This window comes from Pseudarthrobacter sp. 10T415, assembly GCF_056394175.1.
On the sequence record NZ_JBFTHJ010000002.1, the window covers coordinates 522,098 to 542,518 of the forward strand.

Genomic DNA, 20,421 nt, shown 5'->3' on the forward strand with positions numbered 1-20,421 from the left:
TTCTCTCAATAACTTCCTGGGGCACAGGAGCGTGGCCCAGGTTTTTGGCCGCCATGGCAAGGCGGCCTGCCGTTCCGGAGCCGCTAAGCGGGCCGCGCCGGAACGAATTCTCGGAAAATCAGATCTTGGTGACCTGGTTGAACGCCAGGGTGACCGGCGTTTCGCGCTCGAAGATGGAAACCAGCACCACGAGGGTCTGGGATTCGACCTTGATCTCGGAGATCGTGGCGGGAAGGGTTTCGAACGGGCCTTCCTTGACGATGACGGACTCGCCGACCTCGAAGTCGACGTCCACCGGCGCCTGGTGCTGCTTGTTGACCGGCTTGCCCTTCTCGGCCTGCTCTTCTTCGAAGACCGGCGCGAGCATGGAGAAGACCTCATCGAGGCGCAGCGGCACGGGGTTGTGGGCGTTGCCCACGAAGCCGGTGACACCGGGAGTGTGGCGGACGGCGCCCCAGGAGGCGTCGGTCAGGTCCATGCGGACCAGGACGTAGCCGGGAATGCGAACGCGGTTGATGACCTTGCGCTGGGCATTCTTGATCTCGACGACCTCTTCCATGGGCACCTGGATCTCGAAGATGTAATCTTCCATGTCCAGGGTCTGGATGCGGGTCTCAAGGTTGGCCTTCACGCGGTTTTCGTAACCGGCGTAGGAGTGGATGACGTACCAGTCACCTTCCTGGCGGCGCAGCTTGGCCTTAAATTCATCTGCCGGGTCAACGGCAGCGGCGGCTGCCGCGGCGGCGAGGGCGTCAGCGTCGGCATCGCCGGACTCTGCGTCGCTGTCAGCCTCCGCGTCGGCATCGGCGTCATCGGATTCGGGCGCAGAGGACTCAACCTCAGACTCTTCACCGATTTCTGCGGTGATGTCCACGGCCTCTTCCTGCTCAGTCCCGGTTACCTCGAGCTCCTGCTCAGACACTTGGTCTCCTGCTTCCTCATTGCCTAACATGCCTATTTAAATGGCTCAATTCCGCACACCGGCGCTCCCCTCCGGTTTCCCGGATGGAGCGCGCAGCCTGCGGACCCTGCAGCCTTAGTTGTCCGTGGGGCCTGTCCCGCCGAAGAGCCAGCCGACAGCAGTTCCAAAACCGATGTCCAGCAGGCTGACGATGACCATCATGATGGCCACGAACACCAGCACCACGAGCGTGTAGTTGATCAGTTCCTTGCGGGTGGGGGCAACGACCTTCTTCAGTTCGCCGATGATCTGGCGGACGAAAAGTGCAATACGGGCGAAGATGTTTGCCTTGGCATCCTTCTTAGCTGGGCGGCCCTTGGAGCTGCTGGCAGCTGTTTCGGTCACCTGGTCCTCGCTCATCTTTGCAATGGTGGATTACCCGGCCCTGATCAGAACCATGGTTGCTGCGCTTGCCCCGGATTTATTGCCCGGGGCAGCTTGCGCAGGGCAGACAGGACTCGAACCTGCAACCTGCGGTTTTGGAGACCGCTGCGCTACCAATTGCGCCACTACCCTATGGAGTGAAAACCAACCAGCAACGGCGATTCACCAGCTTTCACTGGGGCGCACGCCATCATCTGTGTTTCAACACCGGTGAATCAGTCTACGGCAACATCTTCGCGTTCGTAAAACCGACCCGTTCCAGCCCCTCCGCAAGCCGGTGTGTCCGTGCCTGGCGGGCCAGTCACATTTCACATCCGGCACCCCGGAGGGTCCGGTGAACAGCATAGAGTAGAAAACGTCGAATCCCACATTCCAGCCATCCGGCTGCAAGCGTAGAACGGACCTGCCATGTCTGCCGCCCGCGTTTCCCAGCGCATATCCGCAATTGCCGAATCCGCCACCCTGGCCGTTGATGCCAAGGCGAAAGCGCTGAAGGCTGCTGGGCGTCCGGTGATTGGCTTCGGCGCAGGCGAGCCGGATTTCCCCACCCCGGACTACATCGTCCAGGCTGCCATTGAGGCCGCGGGGCAGCCGAAGTACCACCGCTACTCCCCCGCAGGCGGGCTTCCCGAACTGAAGAAGGCCATCGCCGAGAAGACGCTCCGGGACTCCGGATACGCCGTCGACCCCTCCCAGGTGCTGGTGACCAACGGCGGCAAGCAGGCCGTCTACAACACGTTCGCCACCCTGGTGGATCCCGGCGACGAGGTCATTGTCCCCGCCCCGTTCTGGACCACCTACCCTGAAGCAATCCGGCTGGCCGGCGGCGTGCCCGTCGAGGTTTTTGCGGGGCCGGAGCAGGGCTACCTGGTGACTGTCGAGCAGCTCGAAGCAGCCGTGACGGACCGGACCAAAATCCTCCTGTTCGTCTCGCCGTCGAACCCCACCGGCGCCGTCTACTCCCCTGAGCAGGTGGCCGAGATCGGCAAGTGGGCAGCGTCGAAGGGCATCTGGGTGGTGACCGACGAGATCTACGAGCACCTGACCTACGACGGCGTTCCGTTCACCTCCATCGCCACGGCCGTTCCCGAACTCGGCGACAAGGTGGTCATCCTCAACGGTGTGGCCAAGACCTATGCCATGACCGGATGGCGCGTCGGCTGGATGATCGGCCCGGCGGATGTTATCAAGGCCGCCACGAACCTGCAGTCGCACGCCACCTCCAACGTGTCGAACATTCCGCAGATCGCCGCCCTCGCCGCCGTCTCCGGCCCGCTGACCGCTGTCGATGAGATGAAGGTGGCCTTCGACCGCCGCCGGAAGGCGATCGTGGCCGGTCTCAACGCCATTGAAGGCGTGGAATGCCCGACGCCGAAGGGCGCCTTCTACGTATACGCGGACGTCCGCGGGCTGCTGGGCAAGGAGTTCCCCACGGCCGCCGGCACCGCCACGCCGCAGACCTCGGCTGAGCTGGCGTCCCTGATCCTGGACGAGGTGGAAGTGGCAGTGGTTCCGGGCGAGGCGTTCGGCCCGTCCGGCTTCCTGCGCCTCTCCTACGCCCTGGGCGACGACGACCTCGCCACCGGCGTGCAGCGCCTGCAGGATTTCCTCGGCAAGGCCCAGTAAACGCCCGCTCACTTTTGGTGTCATAAACCCAAACGCCCGCTCACTCTTCTCAAGAGAGTGAGCGGGCGTTTGCTTTTATCCCGCCGGAAGTGAGCGCGCAATGAAGGAATAACCACATGATGTGAGCGCGCGTTGGGTTAGAGGAGGCGGCGCTCTGCGGCCCACTTGGTGAGTTCGTGCCGGCTGGAGAGCTGGAGCTTCCGCAGGACGGCGGAAACGTGGGTTTCCACCGTCTTGATGCTGATGAAGAGCTCCTTGGCCACCTCCTTGTAGCTGTACCCGCGGGCGATCAGGCGCATGACCTCAAGCTCGCGGGCGGAGAGCTTGTCCAGCTCGTCGTCGGCGATGTCCGCCGGAGCGGTCCCGAAAGCATCCAGAACGAACCCTGCCAGGCGCGGTGAGAAGACGGCGTCCCCGCCGGCAACCCTGAACACCGCGTCGGTGATCTCGGCCCCGGAGATGGTCTTGGTGACGTAGCCCCTGGCTCCCGCCCGGATCACTGCCACGACATCCTCCGCGGCATCGGAAACGCTGAGGGCCAGGAAACGGGTGGCGCCCAGCAGCGGAACCGACCCTGCGATGACCTCACGCCCGCCGCCTCCCAACCCGCCGGGAAGGTGCACGTCCAGCAACACGACGTCGGGCCGCTGTTCGGCGATGACGGCAATGGCCTGCTCCACGGTGGCGGCCTCCCCCACCACGTGGATGCTGGCATCGAGATCGGCTTTGAGCCCGGAACGGAAGATGGCGTGGTCGTCCACGATGACCACGCGGACGGAGTTGGCGGCCTGCGCGGCTGCCCCCTGGTTGACGTTCATGACTTTCCTTCCACGTTGTCCGTGCTTGCAGCCGGCAGCCGGAGGCGGACCTCCGTGCCGTCCCCGGTGCTGAGGATGGCGGCCGATCCGCCGTGCCGCTTCATCCTGCCGATGATGGACTCCCGCACGCCCAGCCGGTCCTCGGGCACATCGGCCAGTTCGAACCCTGGACCGCGGTCCTTGATGAAAATTTCGGCCTGGCCGTCCGATGCTTCGAGGTACACGGAGACGGCGCCCCCACCGTGCCGGGAGGCGTTCAGCATGGCTTCCCGGCCTGCTTGGACCATGGCTTCGTGCCCTTCGGTCATGGCGGCATCGCCGACGCTGACCACCTCCACGGCATTGCCCAGGAGGTCTTCCACCTCGGCTGCCACGGCCTTGATCCGGTCCGAAAGCTGGCCTGCTTCCCTGCCGGGGTCCTGGAACAGCCAGCCGCGGAGCTCGCGTTCCTGCGCCCGGGCCAGCCGGACGACGTCGTGCTCGCTGCCGGCCCGGCGCTGGATCAACGCGAGCGTCTGCAGCACCGAATCGTGCAGGTGCGCGGCGATCTCGGCGCGTTCGGTCTCCCGGATCCTGCCGGCACGCTCCGTCTCCAAATCCCGCCAGAACTTCAGCGCCCACGGCAACAGGACCAGGACCACGCCGCCCAGGACCGCGACGGAGGCCAGCAGCGCCAGCCAGGTCTGCTCCCACGAGCCGGAACCGGACACCATCACCAGCACGCCGGCAACCACCAGCGCCAGTCCGGCCGCGAGCCTTGCCCAGCCGCCGGCCTGGTCCGCCTTGGTCTTGTCCACCAGCCCGGCCCGCCGCGTTTCGTCCAGCTGCATCCATGCGATGGACGCGCCGCCCAGGACGGCGGCGGCAGGGATAAGTGTTCCCAGCGGCACATCGACGCCAAGCAACTGCGCGATCATGATGCCGGCCACCAGCAGCAGCCCGCAGCCGAGGAGGATTTCCTTGCCGTACTTCATGCTCTGCCAGCGGAACCATGGCGCCTCGGCCGGCCTTGGCACGCGGTGCGGTCCCGGGCGGTCCGCACCCTGGGGAGCGCCGCCATCGGACGCCTGGCCCAACGGTGGCTGGCTCCAGGATTTCTGATTCGAGGGTGGCGGGCTCAATGGCACTTGGCTGAAGGCTGCCGTGCCAAACGGTGGCTGGCCAAAGGGTGCCGGGCCGGGTGGAGCAGGAAGCGACGACGCAGGTGTGTTGGACGCGGCGGCCGCCGGTGCCTGGCTCACCGCAGGGGCAATGGGCGACGCCGGCCGCCGGGCATTGCGCCGGGCGGCCTCATCCGCGGTGGGAACCATGATCCACAGCCACGCGTAAAAGACGAGGCCGGCCCCGCCCGCGAGCGTTGACAGCGCCATGCCTACCCTGACGTTCTTCACCGGCCAGCCCAGATGTACGGCCAGGCCCGAGCAGACACCGGCAATCACGCGGTCGCTGCTGCGGGCCAAAGGGGGCCTGGCGGGGACGGTTGTCATGGGTCAATCCAAGCATGGATCAGGGTTTCCCGGACCCGGATCCGGCGGGAACCGGGGGCAACTCAGGGACCGCTCAGGGTATCCCCCAGTAGAGCGCAGACGGGGCTGGGCGGAAGGATTGAGGTATGAACTCGCAGACCCCCCTCCCCGACGACGGCCAGCCCACCGAGCCTCTGCCCGGCGCACCGCGGCCCACCGAACCCCTGCCGTCCGCGCCGACCACGCCGGACCCGTCCGAGGGCCTGCGGGCCTCCGAATCCAGCCAGCCACCTGCAGGCCAGCCCGGCACTGAACTGCCCCGCACCGAGGTCCCCGGCGCTGGTCTCCCCGATGCCGACCTCCCCGGGGCCGGACAGGCGTACACAGGGCGTCCCGGCACCGCACACGCCGCCCCGGGCGAAGCCGATTTCTTCTCCTGGATCCGCGGCCATGGCATCCAGCGTGGCCGTGACCGGTGGATCGGCGGCGTCTCCAGCGGCATCGCGCAGAAGCTGGGCGTAGACCCGCTGATCATCCGCGGCGTCTTCATCGTCCTGACCCTGTTCGCCGGCATCGGCGTGCTGGTGTACGGCCTCGCATGGGCGCTGCTCCCGGAGCCCGACGGACGGATCCACGTCCAGGAGGCCGCCGCGGGCCGGTGGACCACCGGGATGACAGGGTCCCTGATCGCCACGATCCTGGGCCTGACCGGATTGGGCGGCGGCTTCTGGGGCTGGTCGCACAACGGCTTCGGCGGCTTCCTCTGGACGGTCTTCTGGGTGGGCGGCGCCATCTACCTCATCTACTACCTCTCGCAGCGCAACAAGGCGGGCCGGCCCGCGATGGCCTCCCCGCACGCGGCCGCTTACGGCACCCCCGGCGCCTACGGGACGCCGGGGGCAGCCGGCGCCTCAGGTACCGCCTACGCAGCCGGAAATCCGGGGACCGCGCCGTTCTCCTCCACGGGCACCTCGTATGGAGCAGGCCCGGCTTCGCCCTCCATGCCTGACTACGGTGGCAGCAGCTATTCCGGCGGTGGCTCCGGTGCCGGCGGCGGATTCCAGGGCGGTGGCCCCTACGGCGGCGCCCCCGCACCGCAGCGCACCCCGAAACCACGGCCGGCCGGGCCCGGCGCTCCTGCAGTGGCCGTCGCCGCCGGATCGGCACTGCTGGTGGGCGGCGGCCTCAAGGCACTCGACGTCACCAACGTCATCGACCTGGGCGACTCCGCCAACGCCATCGTCTGGGCCAGCGCCGCAGCCGTCCTGGGCCTCGGCATCCTCATCGCCGGCCTGCGCGGCAGGACCGCCGGCATCCTGAGCTTCTTCGCCGTGGTGGCGCTGATAGCGGGCGGCGTGTACAACGTGGTGGGCAACGGCGACAGGATGCGCTTCCAGCAGGTGGACTGGGCACCGGCCAGCATCACGGAAGCCACGCGCGGCTTCGACATCACCGCGGGACGCGGAACCGTGGACCTGACAAACCTCGCCGGAGGCACCCCGCTGCGCTCCGACGTCGTGATTCCCCTGGACATCACCGCGAGCAACGTGACCGTAGTGATCCCGGAGGACGTCCCCGTGGACATCAAGGCGGACATGACCATGGGCAACCTCAACGAGGCCTCGGGCCAGCGCGGCGGAACCACCACCCGGGAAAGCACCTATAACTCCGACCGGCCCGGCAGCCATCTGGTGGTCCAGATCGACGGCACCTTCAGCAACGTCACCATCCAGGAAGGCAATTGAGATGAGCACCAGTAACCCGGCACCGGATCCCACGGGCCGCAGCGGCTACTACCCGGACAGCACGACGACGGCGGGCTCAGACCCTGCCGGTACCTCCACCACGAGGGTGGGGACGGTGGTGTGGGGCCTGATCGTCCTGGCCCTCGCCGCCCTGATCATCGTTGCCCAGCTGGGCATCGTGACCCTCAACGCCACGTACGTCCTGATCGGGCTCATGATCGGAGCCGGCGCCGCACTGGTGATGGGCGGCCTCCTTTCCGCCCGGAAACGTGACAACCAACCGACAACAGGGAAGTCTTGAACCATGGACAAGTTTTTCAGCATCGTCAGGGGCTTCGGCCTGCAACGCGGCCCGCAGCGCTGGGTGGGTGGCGTCCTGGGCGGGATCGCCGCTAAAACGAACGTGGACGTGGCCTTTGTCCGCATCGCGTTCCTCGTGTTCTGCCTCCTCCCCGGACCCGCGGTGGTTTTCTACCTCCTGGCGTGGGGCATCCTTCCGGACCAGCGGAACGTGATTCCGCTGCAGGCATTCCTGGAGCGCCGGTCCCTCAGCTGACCCGCTGGTGACAGCCGAAGGCTCCCGCCGTTTACTACGGCGGGAGCCTTTGCCGTGCCCGGCAGGCGCCCATGCAGGCGGTGTACCGCGTGTAACGGGTTTGTGTCGTACCCCACACCTCCCACTACACTTCTAGGTGAGCTCAGCGTGGCGCTCTGCCAGTAGACCCTCTTCCAGGATTTGAGCCGAAACATGAAAATTGGAATCCTCACCAGCGGTGGCGACTGCCCCGGACTGAACGCGGTCATCCGCGGCGCCGTGCTGAAGGGTATCGCCATCCACGGCCACGAGTTCGTCGGATTCCTCGACGGCTGGCGCGGCGTGGTGGAGGGCGACATCATCGACATCCCCCGCACCATGGTGCGCGGCATCGCCAAGCAGGGCGGCACCATCCTGGGCACGTCCCGCACCAACCCGTTCGAAAACGGCGGCGGCCCCGAGGTCATCAAAGCCCACATGGACCGCCTCGGCATCGACGCGATCATCGCCATCGGCGGTGAGGGAACCCTCGCCGCGGCCAAGCGCCTGACCGACGCCGGACTGAAGATCGTGGGCGTCCCCAAGACCGTGGACAACGACCTCGACGCCACCGACTACACCTTCGGCTTCGACACCGCCGTACAGATCGCCACCGAGGCCATCGACCGGCTCCGGACCACCGGCGAATCCCACCACCGCTGCATGATCGCCGAGGTCATGGGCCGGCACGTGGGCTGGATTGCCCTGCACGCCGGCATGGCGGCCGGCGCCCACGCCATCCTCATTCCGGAGCAGAAGGTCAGCATCGAGCAGATCACCGACTGGGTAAACGAAGCCCACGCCCGCGGCCGCGCGCCGCTGGTGGTGGTGGCCGAAGGGTTCGTGCCCGAGCACATGGAATCCCCGCACTCCGAGCGCGGCCTGGACACGTTCGGCCGGCCCCGCCTGGGCGGCATCGCCGACCAGCTCGCGCCCGAACTGGAAGCCCGTACCGGCATCGAAACCCGCGCCACCATCCTGGGCCACATCCAGCGCGGCGGCGTCCCCTCGGCCTTCGACCGCGTCCTCGCCACGCGCCTGGGCATGGCCGCCATCGACTCAGTGGTTGAGGGCTTCTGGGGCACCATGGTGGCGCTCAAGGGCACCGACATCCAGCACGTCGCTTTCGAGGAAGCCCTGGGCCAGCTCAAGACCGTGCCGCAGAACCGGTACGACGAAGCCGCAGTCCTCTTCGGCTAAGCACAGCGCAATGCCCGGCCGGGCACGATGTCCGGCCGGGACAGCCGCCGGCGCCCTAGGCTGGGACCATGACACTCGATCCCGGCTCTGCCGCCATCATCCAGCTGGCCTGGGCCCGCCGCCTGGGCCTCGACGACGACGCTTTCGGCTCAGCACTTGCCTCCGGAGAACGCATCGTCCGGGCCGATGACTCGGCCGCCACGGTGGAGTTCGTCAGGCTCTTCGGCAGTTCCGTGCTGGTGGGGCCGCAGGACGTCATCGATGCGGCCGCGGAGATCCCCGATGCGGAAATGGCACAGCACGTCACCCTGTTGACGCTGACCCGGGACCGTGGCGGGTACGGCCTCGGCGCGGCCGCGCTGTTCTTCGCCGACGACCTGCCGCTGCAGCAGCCCTCCGAAGAGATGACTGTGTCACACGGTAACGCCGAAGCGATTGAACTGGAGGGCCGCTGCCCGCCGGACGACGTCAACGAGGTAGGGCTCTCCGACCTTGAGAACCGCTTCACCATCGTCCACGAGCTCGACGGCAGGCGGGTCCCCCTGGCCTGCGGCGCCTACACAGAGTGGGAAGGACTGCTGGCCCACCTGGGGGTCCTGGTGGATCCGGAGTGGCGGCGCCGCGGGCTGGGAACGCTGGCCGCTTCCATCGCATCCCACGAGGCCCTGGCCGCCGGGCTGACGCTGCAGTGGCGGGCGGACGTCAGCAACACAGGATCGCTGGCGCTGGCCCGCCGCCTCGGCTTGTCAGCCGGCGGAATCCAGACCAGCGTCAACCTTGGCTGAGGGAGCGGACCCTTCAGCGGCGCCCCACCCCTGAATGGGCTTGGGCTTGGCGAAGAACAGCACCACTACTGCCCCGGCCAGCACCACAGCGGCGGGAAGCAGGATGGACTGCGCCATCGCCGTCGAAAATCCTGCGTGCAGGAATTCCGGCAGCGAACCGCCCATGGCCATGCCTTCGCCGGCCCCGCCGGCCTGGCCGCCGGGGCCCGCCGGGAGCTCAGCCGCCAGCCGCGACTGAATCAGGACAGCGATGGCAGCGCTGCCAAGGACCGCGCCGAACTGGCGGGTGGTGTTGTAGACGCCGGAGCCGGCGCCCGCCTGCCGCGGCGGCAGGTTCCTGGTGGCCGTGGTGCTCAGGGGCGCCCAGATGCCGGCGTTGGCGAAGCCGAGAACAGCGCTGGGAAGCAGGAACAGCAGGATGGGGGTGTCCGGCTGCATCAGCAATCCGTTCCACACCAGAGCCACTGCCATGAGTGTCAGGCCCGCAGTTGCCAGGTATTTCGGGTTTACCCGGTCCACGATCTTCCCCACCACGGGGGCCATGCCACCCGAGATCAGCGCCATGGGCACCATCAGCAGAGCTGACTGGGTGGGTGTCAGGCCGCGGACCATCTGGTAGTAGAAGATCAGCGGCAGCCCGAAGGACGTCACCGTGAACCCCACCATGGTGATTCCCAGGTTGGCCAGCGAAAAGTTCCGGTCGCGGAACAGTCCCAGCGGCAGCAGCGGCTCGCCCTTGTTGAAACGCTGCCAGGCGACGAATCCGGCGAGCACTATGATCCCGGCGATGATCAGCGACCAGACGCTGATGGGTCCGGCGATGGTTCCCCAGTTGTACGCCTCGCCTTCCTGGATTCCGAAGACCAGCAGGAAGACCCCGATGGCGCTGAGCAGCACACCGGGAATGTCGAACCGGTGCGGGTGGGTGCTCAATGCGGGTACGTTCCGCACCGCAAGGATGAACCCCACGACGCCGATGGGAACGTTGATGAAGAAGATCCATTCCCAGCCCAGGCTGTCCACCAGGACACCGCCCAGGATCGGGCCCACCAGTGTGGCCATGCCGGCGGTGGCGCCCCAGATGGCCATGGCGGCACCCCGGCGGTCCGGCGGGAAAATGCGGGTGATGACGGCCATGGTCTGCGGCGTCATTACTGCGGCGCCGAGGCCCTGGAGCACCCGGGCGGCGATGAGGGTCTCCACGTCCTGGGCCAGGCCGCACCACAGCGAGGCCAGGGTAAAGACCACCAGGCCAAGCAGGTACAGCTTCTTGGGCCCGAAGCGGTCGCCCAGCCTGCCCGTGATCAGCAGGGGAACTGCGTAGGCCAGCAGATAGGCGCTGGTCACCCAGATCACGGAGTTGATGTCGGCGCCCAGGCCCTCCATGATCCGCGGGTTGGCCACGGACACGATGGTGCTGTCGATCAGGATCATGAAGAACCCGATCACCAGCGACCACAGCGCCGCCCAGGGCTTTTCTACGTTTTCCATCCGGTCATCCTTCAGAGTCATTTTGTGGTTGCCGGGCGGACCCGGGGGCTCAGCCCAGGAGGTCGAGGATCTCCTGGCGGGCAAACATTTGGGCGGCCGCGCGTGCCGATGGCGCTCCGGCGTCGGGATCTGCGCCGGCATCCAGCAGGACCCGGGCTACGTCCGTGTACCCCTTGAACGCCGCACCGGCCAGTGGCGTCTGGCCGCGGTCATTGGCGGTGTTTGCCTCGGCTCCGTGTTCGAGCACCAGGCGCACCGTGTCGGCGTGGCCGTGGTAGGCAGCCAGCATCAGGAGCGAATCTCCGGCGGCATTGGTGAGGGTGGCGGGAGCGCCGGCGCCGAGGTATGCGCGGAGCATCTCGGTGTTCCCGTCCCGGGCTGCCTGGAAGAGGCTGTGGGCCAAGGCGACGGCGTCGTCGTCCTGCCCTGCTCCTGCCTCCCCGGCCTCGCCTGCCGCGGCGTGCTGCGCCGGCGTGGCGTTTCCGTGTTCTGTCATGCGCGTGGCCCCCTAAGGAATCCGGTCTGGCGCCCCACCACCTGGCCGGCGTCGGGGGCAACGATGAGTTCCTGTCCGGCGGTGTACGGCTCGTCCCCGTCCAGGACCGTCAGTATTTCATCCGGCGCTACGGACCGCTTTATGACCGCCAGTGCCACCGGCCCCATTTCGTAGTGCTGCGCCACGGACGTGACGGCCCCCACTTTGCGGTCGCCGGCAAGGACCACGCTTCCGGCGGCCGGGAGTGTGTGCTGCGAACCGTCCAGCTGCAGGAACACGAGGCGCCGCGGCGGGTGCCCCAGGTTGTGGACGCGGGCGATGGTTTCCTGGCCCTTGTAGCAGCCTTTGGCCAGGTGGACTGCGGTACGGAGCAGGTCCAGTTCATGCGGAATCGTCCTGTCATCGGTTTCGGCACCGATCCGGGGACGCCAGGCAGCGATGCGCAGCGCCTCGGACGACATGACTCCGGCCAGCGGCCGGTCCGCCACCATCTGTTCCAATTCGGCGGCGGGGACAAGGTACTCGAACCACGGCCGTTCCAGCCCGGGATGGTTCTCCTCGGCAACGGTGGCGTACGAGTAGCCGCCGGCAGAGACATGCGGCCACGGGTCCTGCCAGGCCACCAGCGAGGCCCACTCCGGCACGGCGGCGGTGCTGCCCACCACCGCCCAGTCGGCCGAGGCGTCGGCGATGTCCACCCGGAGCATGAACTTCATCCTGTTGAGGTACTCAGCCAGCGGGCCGGCCTCGGCGCCTTCGACAATCAGCCAGGCGGTGCCGCCGTCGTCAACAATGCGCGCGTCAAACTCGATGCGCCCCTGAACGCTCAGGAGGAGCAGTTCGCTCGACTCCCCCGGCTGGAGGGCCGTCACCTGCTGGGATGACAGCGTGTTCAGCCAGCTCAGCCGGTCCGGCCCGGTGACGGTGACAACTCCGCGGGAGGAGAGGTCGACGACGGCGGTTCCGGCCGCGAGGGCACGCTGCTCCCGGAGGGGCTCACCGTAGTGGGCTGCGACGCCGGCGTCCGCACCGGCGGCCTCGACAGCTCCGGGGCGCGACAAAAGGGGGCTGGGAGTAGTCATATTGGGGAGAACGTCCTTCAGTCAGTCTGTATTCCGCTTTGTCGCCGGAATTTGAAACGCCGTCCCGGCGCGTCTGATCCGTAGCCTGGACTGCGGGGATTGCGGAGCGGTTTAAGTGTTTACCGGTACTCGGGGTTTTCGAAGTCGAACCGGGTCCCGGCGGTCCATTCCTTCGGCAGGTTGCCGTAAGCAGGGTACCCGCCGGCGTCCTTGAGGGTCCGGGCCAGGTGCAGGAGGTTCCACGTCATGAAGGTGGTGTTCCGGTTGGTGAAGTCGCTTTCCGGTCCGCCTGAGCCCTCGTCAAGGTAGCTGGGGCCGGGGCCCACGGGCCCGATCCACCCGGCGTCGGCCTGCGGCGGAATGCTGAAACCGATGTGCTGCAGGCTGTAGAGGACATTCATGGCGCAGTGCTTGATGCCGTCCTCGTTGCCCGTGATCAGGCAACCGCCCACTTTGGGATAGAACGCCCACTGGCCCTTGCTGTTGAGCTCACCGGAGTGGGCGTAGAGGCGTTCAATCAGCTTCTTGGTCTGCGATGAGTTGTCGCCCAGCCAGATGGGGCCGGCCACCACCACAATGTCGGCATCCTGGACGGCGGGGTAGAGCTCCGGCCATTCGTCGGTGGCCCAGCCGTACTGGGTCATGTCCGGGTAGACCCCGCTGGCGATGTCGTGGTCCACCGTGCGGATTACCCGGGTGCTGACGCCCTGCTTCTCCATGATCAGCCGGCTGATGTTGATCAGGCCGTCAGTATTGGAGGTTTGCGGCGACCTCTTGAGCGTGCCGTTGAAGAAGACAGCCTTGAGATCGCTGTAGTTTCCGGGTGTACCTTCATGTGCCACGGCGCCGCTCCCTGCTGGTGATCCTTCTGGTTATGGAACCCGTGCCAGGAACGCCGAGGCGTGTGCTTCTAGGCCCTTGCCCGCATCCCCTCCCGTTGCGACGTCCCACCGCCACAACAGGTTGCCGTCCACCAGTCCGAAGATCCGGGTGGCGGCGCTGTAGTCCTTCGAGTGGCTGCCGCGCATCACCATGTCGGTGGTGAGCTGGATCTGCGGACCCTTGATCTGGCCGTAGTACAGCTCCGAGATGCCGCCCGGGTGGGAGATGGACACCGAAATGTCGAATCCGCCCTCGCTGTTGCGGAGGGCTTCCACCTCGTCGGCGCTCTTGAGCGCAGGAACGATGTCCGCGGGCACCAGGCCGGGACCGCCGTCGGCATCAAGCTGCTTGCGCTCCAGCGCCCAGAAACCGGTCTCAACCGTGAGGGGCCGCAGGCGCGTGCCGTCGTCGTCCGTCAGCCAGCTCTCCGCCCGGTACTGCAGATACGGCAGGCCGTTGTGGGTGAAGGAGACATGCTGCAGGAAATGCTCGGAATCCTCGTCCCCGGTGCCCAGGCGGCCACGGCCTTCCCACTCACCAATGAGCCAGGAAAGGGGAACAAGTTCCGGAGTCAGATCTGTGGGAATCTCAATGGGCACGGCGTTTACCTCGAGAAACTGCGGGATCGGAAGGCTGGTCTACTTCTGGCCCTTGAAGAGGCGGTAGACCACAAAACCGGCGAACCAGGCCATGGACAGGCTCGCGATGCCGAGCAGGACAAGGAAGAAGATTTCAAATGCAAGTACGGACATGATGCCATCCTAACCCGTCAGAAGATGAGTAGTTTGTCTATGAAGTAGGCGAGCGAGCCGACGGCCGAGACAGGCGCCAGGCCCATGCCAAGGGCCGCTGCAAAGTTCAGTGGCGCACCCCGCAGCGTAACCAGTCGCCGGAAGCTGGCGAGGACCGCCCCCACCACCACGCCGAAAATGGCAGCCGGCAGGACGGCGATGTCTGAGAGGACCAGCCCGGCAAGCGGGCCTGCCAGCCCGGCAAGGACGATGCACAGCGGGGCGATGACGTTATCAGGCCAGCGGATCAGCCCGGCAAGCAGGGCCACTGCTGCGCTGATCGCGGCCACCAGCAGCATCTCGCGGACGCCGTTGAACCGGGCGCCGGCAACCCACCCCGCACCCAGGCAGGACAGCAGCACGCCCACGCAGCAGCCCAGAGTGGACTCCAGCCGCTGCGCCTGGCCCGTACCGCGGATGAGCTGCACTACGAAGACGGCCATCATGCCCACCGCCACGAAACCGGGGGTCCAGTCCAGGTAGCCCGGAGCAGGCGCCCACAAGGCGGCCAGGGCGGACCCCGCACCGGGCAGGGCGATGACGGCCGCGAGGGTCTTCTTGGCCGGAATCCGGAGGAAATGCGGCCAGCCGATCCCCACCGCGAAGGCAATCAGTACGGCCACTGCCGCCAGGGCTTCACGGGAGATATAAACGCCGGCGATGATGGCAACCAGGCCGGCGATGCCGACTACACCGATGGCCCACGAACCGAGAGAGCGCGCAGGCGCCTGCAGGTCCGCCGTCATATGGAAACCGGCCTGTGAATCGTTACTGCACTCACTGCGCTGTCATCCCGTCCTGGCATTGGCACTAGGCGTGGAACCGCCCCTTCGAAGGGCACGTCCGCCCCCGCCCAATCCTGCCCTATATGAACGGCATATGTCGCAAAACGTACTGTTGGGGGGCAGGAATCTCTGGTTCGGGAGGACCTGCCGGGTATACTCAAGCATCAGCTCAGTCGCCCGATGATGCGCGGACAGCCCATGGAGGAACAATGTCGCACATCCTGCTCTTGACGAACAGCACCGGCTCGTCGGTAGACATCCTGCCTGCCCTGGAACTGCTGAACCACCGCGTGCACATCCTCCCTGCGGAGCCCACCGCCCTCCTCGAAACGGACCCTTGCGACATCGTCCTGCTGGATGCGCGCAAAGACCTTGTGGGCGCCCGTTCCCTCACCCAGCTTTTGAAGGCCACCGGCCTCAGCGCACCGCTGGTCCTGATCCTGACTGAAGGCGGCATGGCCGCTGTTTCGTCGGCCTGGGCAGTGGACGACATCGTCCTGGATTCCGCCGGCCCCGCTGAGGTTGAAGCGCGTATCAGGCTCTCGGTGGCCCGCGCCGTCCCGGACCAGGACGATGCCCCCAGCGAAATTCGTGCCGCCGGCGTCGTCATCGACGAAGCCAGCTACACCGCCAGGGTTAACGGCGCACCCCTGAACCTGACGTTCAAGGAATTCGAGCTCCTCAAATACCTGGCCCAGCACCCAGGGCGCGTCTTCACCCGGCAGCAGCTGCTGACCGAGGTGTGGGGCTACGACTACTACGGCGGCACCCGCACCGTTGACGTCCACGTCCGGCGCCTGCGCGCCAAGCTGGGCGCCGACCACGAGAACCTCATCAGCACCGTGCGGAACGTCGGCTACCGGCTGACCCTGGTGCGGCAGCAGGAAGACGAACTGACCGAAGCCTGAGCCACCGGTCCCTGATCCCGTAGCCTAGCTTCATGACTCCAGCGCACCCCGAGAAATGGCCCGTCCATGTTGTCCAAGGCGGGGTTGACCGGCAACTCCTGAAGGACTGCCGCGACCTCCTGGTTGCGGCCGAAGAGTCCGACGGCAACCCCTCGATCTCCGAGCAGACACTGGTGACCATGCGCGCCGGCGATTCTGCAGACCATTCGCTGCTGACCCTGGCGCTGTATGCCCCGGACGAGGACTCGGATCCTGCCACGGGCCAGGACCTGGCGGGATTCGCCGTCGTGGTGGAAGAACCGGACCACAGCGGCGTGCTGGAAATTGCGGTGCACCCTTCCTACCGGAACCAGGGCGTGGCCGACCGCCTGGTGCGGGCGCTGCAGGACCGCCGGGGGTTTGACGGGCTGAAGGCCTGGTCCCACGGCAACCACGAGGCCGCCGCAGACCTCGCCGCACGGTACGGCTACGCGCCGGTGCGGGAACTGTGGAAGATGCGGATGACGACGGCGGAGGCGGACCTTCCCGAGGCAGTGCTTCCGGAGGGCGTGTCGCTGCGTCCGTTCGTCCCGGGCCAGGACGAGGACGCGTGGCTGGCCGTCAACCGTGCGGCCTTCTCGCACCACCCGGAACAGGGCAGCCTCACCCGGGCGGACCTGGCGGCACGCATGGAGGAAGACTGGTTCGACCCCGCCGGGTTCCTCCTCGCGGTGGACACCGCCGGCCGCGTTGTGGGCTTCCACTGGACGAAGGTCCATCCCCGCCACGGCTCGCACCCAGCCATCGGCGAAGTCTATGTAGTGGGCGTGGCGCCTCAAGCGCAGGGCTCCGGCCTGGGGAAGGCCCTGACCCTTGCGGGCATCAAGTACCTGCAGGACCTCGGCCTGCACGCAGTCATGCTGTACACGGACGCGGACAACACTCCCGCCGTCTCGCTGTACCGCAGGCTGGGGTTCACCCGCTGGGACATGGACGTCATGTACGGGCCGGTCAAGGAAGGTTAGTCCAATCGGCTGATCCACCGGGCGGGGCGCGGAAATCAGGGGCTCCGCCGCGGTGAATGCTTGTAAGGTTGAAACAGAACCGCGCAGGCCGGAAGCGCCAGCATCAAGCGCCAGGTAAAAGGAGATCCCATGAACCCGGAACCGTCCGGAACAGCCACGTCCCAGGATGCTGCACCCCCGGTCCGTGCCCGCTTCGGCTCCTCCGAGGTTCCGGCCTCCCGGGCCACGCAGGACCGCATCGACATCCCGGAGTTTGCTCCGAACCTCGAGCCCGAGGGGGACATCAGCCCGGACCGTTTCCTGGACCGCGAGCTGAGCTGGCTCAGCTTCAACTCCCGGGTGCTGGAACTGGCTGAGGACCCCACCCTGCACCTGCTGGAACGGGTCAATTTCCTTTCCATCTTCGCCTCGAACCTCGATGAATTCTTCATGGTCCGGGTGGCAGGCCTGAAGCGCCGTATCGCCACCGGCCTGGCTGTCCCTTCCCCGGCCGGCTTGAGCCCGGTGGAAGTGCTGGAACAGATCAGCGCCGAAGCCCACCGGCTCCAGCAGCGGCACGCCCAGGTATACGCCGAACAGATCCGGCCGGCCCTGGCATATGAGCACATCCACCTCATGCACTGGGACGAACTCGACGACGCCGCCCAGCAGCAGCTGAGCGTCATGTTCGCCGAAAAGGTGTTCCCCATCCTCACGCCCCTCGCGGTGGACCCGGCGCACCCGTTCCCTTATATCTCCGGGCTGTCCCTCAACCTGGCCGTGGTGGTCCGGAACCCGGTCAGCGACAAGGAACTGTTCGCCCGCGTCAAGGTGCCGGACCAGCTCCCGCGCCTGATCTCCATCGACGGCCCGCGTGCAGGCGCCGTGGCCGGACGCGTGGCACGTTTCATCGCCCTCGAAGACGTCATCGCCGTCCATTTGGACAAGCTCTTCCCCGGCATGGAAGTCCTGGAGCACCACACCTTCCGCGTCACCCGCAACGAGGACGTGGAGGTTGAGGAGGACGACGCCGAGAACCTCCTCCAGGCCCTGGAGAAGGAACTGCTGCGCCGCCGGTTCGGCCCACCGGTCCGGCTGGAACTCACCAACGACATCAACCCCAACATCCGGGCGCTGCTGATCCGCGAACTCGGCGTGGAGGAATCCGAGGTCTACTCGGTACCCGCCCCGCTGGACCTCCGCGGCCTTGCCGTCATTGGCGGCATCGACCGCGCCGATCTGCACTACCCCAAGCACGTTCCGCACACCTCCCGGTACCTGAACGAGTCCGAGACGTCCAAGGCCGCCAACGTCTTTGCCGCCATGCGCCGCCGCGACATCCTGCTCCACCACCCGTACGATTCGTTCTCCACGTCCGTTCAGGCTTTCCTGGAGCAGGCCGCGGCGGATCCCAAGGTGCAGGCCATCAAGCAGACGCTGTACCGCACGTCCGGCGACTCCCCCATCGTCGATGCGCTCATCGACGCCGCGGAGGCCGGCAAGCAGGTCCTCGCCCTGGTGGAAATCAAGGCCCGGTTCGATGAACAGGCCAACATCTCCTGGGCCCGCAAGCTGGAACAGGCCGGCGTGCACGTGGTGTACGGCATCGTGGGCCTGAAAACGCACTGCAAGCTGTCCCTGGTGGTCCGCCAGGAAGTGGATGGCCTCCGCCGCTACTGCCACATCGGCACCGGCAACTACCACCCCCGCACTGCGCGGTACTACGAGGACCTCGGCCTCCTGACGTCCAACGAGCAGGTGGGCCAGGACCTGTCCAAGCTGTTCAACCAGCTGTCCGGGTATGCTCCCAAGTCCACGTTCAAGCGGCTGCTGGTGGCTCCCCGTTCCGTGCGCTCCGGGCTGATCGACAGGATTGAAACCGAGATCCGCAACGCCCGGGCCGGCAAGCCGGGCCGCGTGCAGATCAAGGTCAACTCCATGGTTGACGAAGCCATCATCGACTCCCTCTACCGCGCGTCACAGGCCGGCGTGAAGGTGGACGTGGTGGTTCGCGGAATCTGCTCGCTGCGCCCCGGCGTTCCGGGCCTGAGCGAGAACATCACGGTCCGGTCCATCCTGGGCCGGTTCCTGGAGCACTCCCGCGTGTTTGCCTTCGCCAACGGCGGGGAACCCGTGGTGTATATCGGCTCGGCCGACATGATGCACCGCAACCTCGACCGCAGGGTTGAGGCCCTGGTGCAGCTTGCCAGCCCCGATGACGTCACCTACGTCCTCGACCTGCTGCAGCGCTACATGGCACCGGAAACCTCCAGCTGGCACCTGGACAATGACGGCCACTGGATCCGCCACCACCTCGGGGAGGACGGCAAGCCGCTGGAGGACGTCCAGTCCTGGCTGCTCGCCTCGCGCCCCCGGCAGCGCAGCCTGAGCCGGCGTTAGGGCTCCGGCGTTGTCGAGCGATGCACTCGTAGAAGACCAGACAGACCATCCGGGGGAACCAGTAGCGGTCACCGCTGCCGGAGCGATCCCCTGGCGGGCCACCCGGGAAGGCCTTGAAGTCCTCCTGATCCACCGCCCCCGCTATGACGACTGGTCCTGGCCAAAAGGCAAGATCGATGACGGCGAGACGGTACCGGAGTGCGCGGTCCGGGAAGTGCGGGAGGAAATTGGGCTTGATGCCTCTCTGGGCATTCCCTTGCCGCCCATCCACTACCACGTGTCCTCGGGGCTGAAGGTGGTCTATTACTGGGCCGTGAAGGTCAATGGCGCACGCCTCGTACCGGATGGCAAGGAAGTGGACTCCGTCATGTGGTGCAGCCCGGACAAGGCGGCTGCGCTGCTCTCCAACCCTTCGGATACGGCGCCGCTGCAGCACCTTCGCGAGGCGCATGCCCGCGGCGCGCTGGACACCTGGCCGCTGTTGGTTGTCCGCCATGCCAAGGCAAAGCCGCGTTCGTCCTGGACCAAGGCCGAAGGTGAACGGCCGCTGGCTGCCACGGGTATCCGGCAGGCGCAGGCCGTCGGCAGGTTGCTGCAGGCCTGGAAGCCGCCGCGGATAGTCACCAGCCCGTGGCTGCGCTGCGTCGCCACTGTGGCTCCCTACGCGAAGGCCAGCGGTGCGAAGGTCAAGATGGCGGAGGCCCTGACGGAACACCGGCACGAGCGCAGCCCCAAGAAGACGGCCGGCATCATCGAATCGCTTTTCGACAAGCAGCGGCCCGTGGCTGTCTGTACGCACCGCCCGGCCCTGCCCACCGTCCTCGCCCAACTGGCCAAGCACATGCCGGCGCGGCTGGGCAGCCTGCTCCCTTCCGTGGACCCGTTTCTGTCTCCCGGAGAGCTGGTGGTATGCCACGTGGCCTACGCCAAGGGGAACAACGTTGTAGCGGTGGAGCGGTTCAAACCCTTCGACGACTGACGGTACTGGCTGGCCCACCCGGTTGACCTCGCGCCACTTTGTATCAAATACTTGATACAAAGCCG

General features: G+C 66.7%; 20 protein-coding genes and 1 tRNA gene. 10 read left to right on the plus strand and 11 right to left on the minus strand.

The window, feature by feature from the left end:
- Nucleotides 1-118: 118 nt before the first annotated feature.
- From nusG to AC1DBN_RS05250, 3 genes are all read right to left on the minus strand, one after another.
- Nucleotides 119-922: a transcription termination/antitermination protein NusG gene (nusG, locus tag AC1DBN_RS05240; protein ID WP_477722686.1), complete on the minus strand. Its 804-nt coding sequence runs from the start codon at nt 920-922 to the stop codon at nt 119-121.
- Nucleotides 923-1,036: 114 nt separating this feature from the next.
- Complete coding sequence (secE, locus tag AC1DBN_RS05245) at nt 1,037-1,321, minus strand: preprotein translocase subunit SecE (protein WP_043794078.1); 285 nt, start codon at nt 1,319-1,321, stop codon at nt 1,037-1,039.
- A gap of 83 nt (nt 1,322-1,404) precedes the next feature.
- A tRNA-Trp gene (locus AC1DBN_RS05250) sits at nt 1,405-1,477 on the minus strand.
- A 276-nt stretch (nt 1,478-1,753) separates the two neighbouring features.
- On the opposite strand from AC1DBN_RS05250, the gene AC1DBN_RS05255 reads away from it, so the two are divergent.
- Nucleotides 1,754-2,971 (plus strand): pyridoxal phosphate-dependent aminotransferase, encoded by a 1,218-nt coding sequence (locus AC1DBN_RS05255; protein WP_015937870.1) that lies wholly within the window; start codon nt 1,754-1,756, stop codon nt 2,969-2,971.
- 137 nt (nt 2,972-3,108) lie between these two features.
- Here the strand turns inward: AC1DBN_RS05255 and AC1DBN_RS05260 are convergent, their stop codons facing one another.
- Nucleotides 3,109-3,789, minus strand: a complete 681-nt coding sequence (locus AC1DBN_RS05260; protein WP_477722687.1) for a LuxR C-terminal-related transcriptional regulator — start codon at nt 3,787-3,789, stop codon at nt 3,109-3,111.
- Nucleotides 3,786-5,276, minus strand: a complete 1,491-nt coding sequence (locus AC1DBN_RS05265; protein ID WP_477722688.1) for an ATP-binding protein — start codon at nt 5,274-5,276, stop codon at nt 3,786-3,788. Before AC1DBN_RS05265 ends, AC1DBN_RS05260 begins: the two co-directional genes overlap by 4 nt.
- A gap of 125 nt (nt 5,277-5,401) precedes the next feature.
- Between AC1DBN_RS05265 and AC1DBN_RS05270 the strand changes: the two genes are divergently transcribed.
- From AC1DBN_RS05270 to AC1DBN_RS05290, 5 genes are all read left to right on the plus strand, one after another.
- Nucleotides 5,402-7,000 carry a PspC domain-containing protein gene (locus AC1DBN_RS05270; protein ID WP_477722689.1) on the plus strand — a complete coding sequence of 533 codons (1,599 nt, stop codon included), beginning with the start codon at nt 5,402-5,404 and terminating at the stop codon, nt 6,998-7,000.
- Between the two features lies 1 nt (nt 7,001).
- Complete coding sequence (locus AC1DBN_RS05275; RefSeq protein WP_477722690.1) at nt 7,002-7,301, plus strand: hypothetical protein; 300 nt, start codon at nt 7,002-7,004, stop codon at nt 7,299-7,301.
- A gap of 3 nt (nt 7,302-7,304) precedes the next feature.
- Nucleotides 7,305-7,556, plus strand: coding sequence for a PspC domain-containing protein (locus AC1DBN_RS05280; protein ID WP_091722012.1), 252 nt, complete (start codon nt 7,305-7,307; stop codon nt 7,554-7,556).
- A gap of 192 nt (nt 7,557-7,748) precedes the next feature.
- Entirely contained in the window at nt 7,749-8,774 is a 1,026-nt protein-coding gene (locus AC1DBN_RS05285; RefSeq protein ID WP_091722015.1) for an ATP-dependent 6-phosphofructokinase, read from the plus strand.
- Nucleotides 8,775-8,842: 68 nt separating this feature from the next.
- Complete coding sequence (locus tag AC1DBN_RS05290) at nt 8,843-9,559, plus strand: GNAT family N-acetyltransferase (protein WP_477722691.1); 717 nt, start codon at nt 8,843-8,845, stop codon at nt 9,557-9,559.
- Here AC1DBN_RS05290 and AC1DBN_RS05295 read toward each other — a convergent pair.
- The 6 genes from AC1DBN_RS05295 to AC1DBN_RS05320 form a co-directional block, all read right to left on the minus strand.
- Nucleotides 9,521-11,050, minus strand: coding sequence for a DHA2 family efflux MFS transporter permease subunit (locus AC1DBN_RS05295; protein WP_477722692.1), 1,530 nt, complete (start codon nt 11,048-11,050; stop codon nt 9,521-9,523). The genes AC1DBN_RS05290 and AC1DBN_RS05295 overlap by 39 nt on opposite strands.
- Nucleotides 11,051-11,099: 49 nt before the next feature.
- A complete protein-coding gene (locus AC1DBN_RS05300) occupies nt 11,100-11,546 on the minus strand; it encodes an ankyrin repeat domain-containing protein (RefSeq protein ID WP_231994309.1) in 447 nt (148 codons plus the stop codon).
- Nucleotides 11,543-12,628, minus strand: a complete 1,086-nt coding sequence (ygfZ, locus tag AC1DBN_RS05305) for a CAF17-like 4Fe-4S cluster assembly/insertion protein YgfZ (protein ID WP_172829989.1) — start codon at nt 12,626-12,628, stop codon at nt 11,543-11,545. The genes AC1DBN_RS05300 and ygfZ overlap by 4 nt, the downstream gene beginning before the upstream one ends.
- A gap of 119 nt (nt 12,629-12,747) precedes the next feature.
- Nucleotides 12,748-13,470, minus strand: a complete 723-nt coding sequence (locus tag AC1DBN_RS05310; RefSeq protein WP_477722693.1) for a flavodoxin family protein — start codon at nt 13,468-13,470, stop codon at nt 12,748-12,750.
- 30 nt (nt 13,471-13,500) lie between these two features.
- Nucleotides 13,501-14,109 (minus strand): nitrobindin family protein, encoded by a 609-nt coding sequence (locus AC1DBN_RS05315; RefSeq protein WP_477722694.1) that lies wholly within the window; start codon nt 14,107-14,109, stop codon nt 13,501-13,503.
- 170 nt (nt 14,110-14,279) lie between these two features.
- Complete coding sequence (locus tag AC1DBN_RS05320) at nt 14,280-15,047, minus strand: permease (protein ID WP_091722033.1); 768 nt, start codon at nt 15,045-15,047, stop codon at nt 14,280-14,282.
- A 248-nt stretch (nt 15,048-15,295) separates the two neighbouring features.
- Here AC1DBN_RS05320 and AC1DBN_RS05325 point away from each other — a divergent pair, with 248 nt between their 5' ends.
- From AC1DBN_RS05325 to AC1DBN_RS05340, 4 genes are all read left to right on the plus strand, one after another.
- Nucleotides 15,296-15,994, plus strand: a complete 699-nt coding sequence (locus AC1DBN_RS05325; protein WP_091722036.1) for a winged helix-turn-helix transcriptional regulator — start codon at nt 15,296-15,298, stop codon at nt 15,992-15,994.
- A 32-nt stretch (nt 15,995-16,026) separates the two neighbouring features.
- Nucleotides 16,027-16,998 carry a mycothiol synthase gene (mshD, locus tag AC1DBN_RS05330; protein ID WP_477722695.1) on the plus strand — a complete coding sequence of 324 codons (972 nt, stop codon included), beginning with the start codon at nt 16,027-16,029 and terminating at the stop codon, nt 16,996-16,998.
- A 129-nt stretch (nt 16,999-17,127) separates the two neighbouring features.
- A complete protein-coding gene (locus tag AC1DBN_RS05335) occupies nt 17,128-19,377 on the plus strand; it encodes an RNA degradosome polyphosphate kinase (RefSeq protein ID WP_091722041.1) in 2,250 nt (749 codons plus the stop codon).
- Between the two features lie 10 nt (nt 19,378-19,387).
- Nucleotides 19,388-20,356, plus strand: a complete 969-nt coding sequence (locus AC1DBN_RS05340) for an NUDIX hydrolase (protein WP_477722696.1) — start codon at nt 19,388-19,390, stop codon at nt 20,354-20,356.
- Nucleotides 20,357-20,421: the final 65 nt, after the last annotated feature.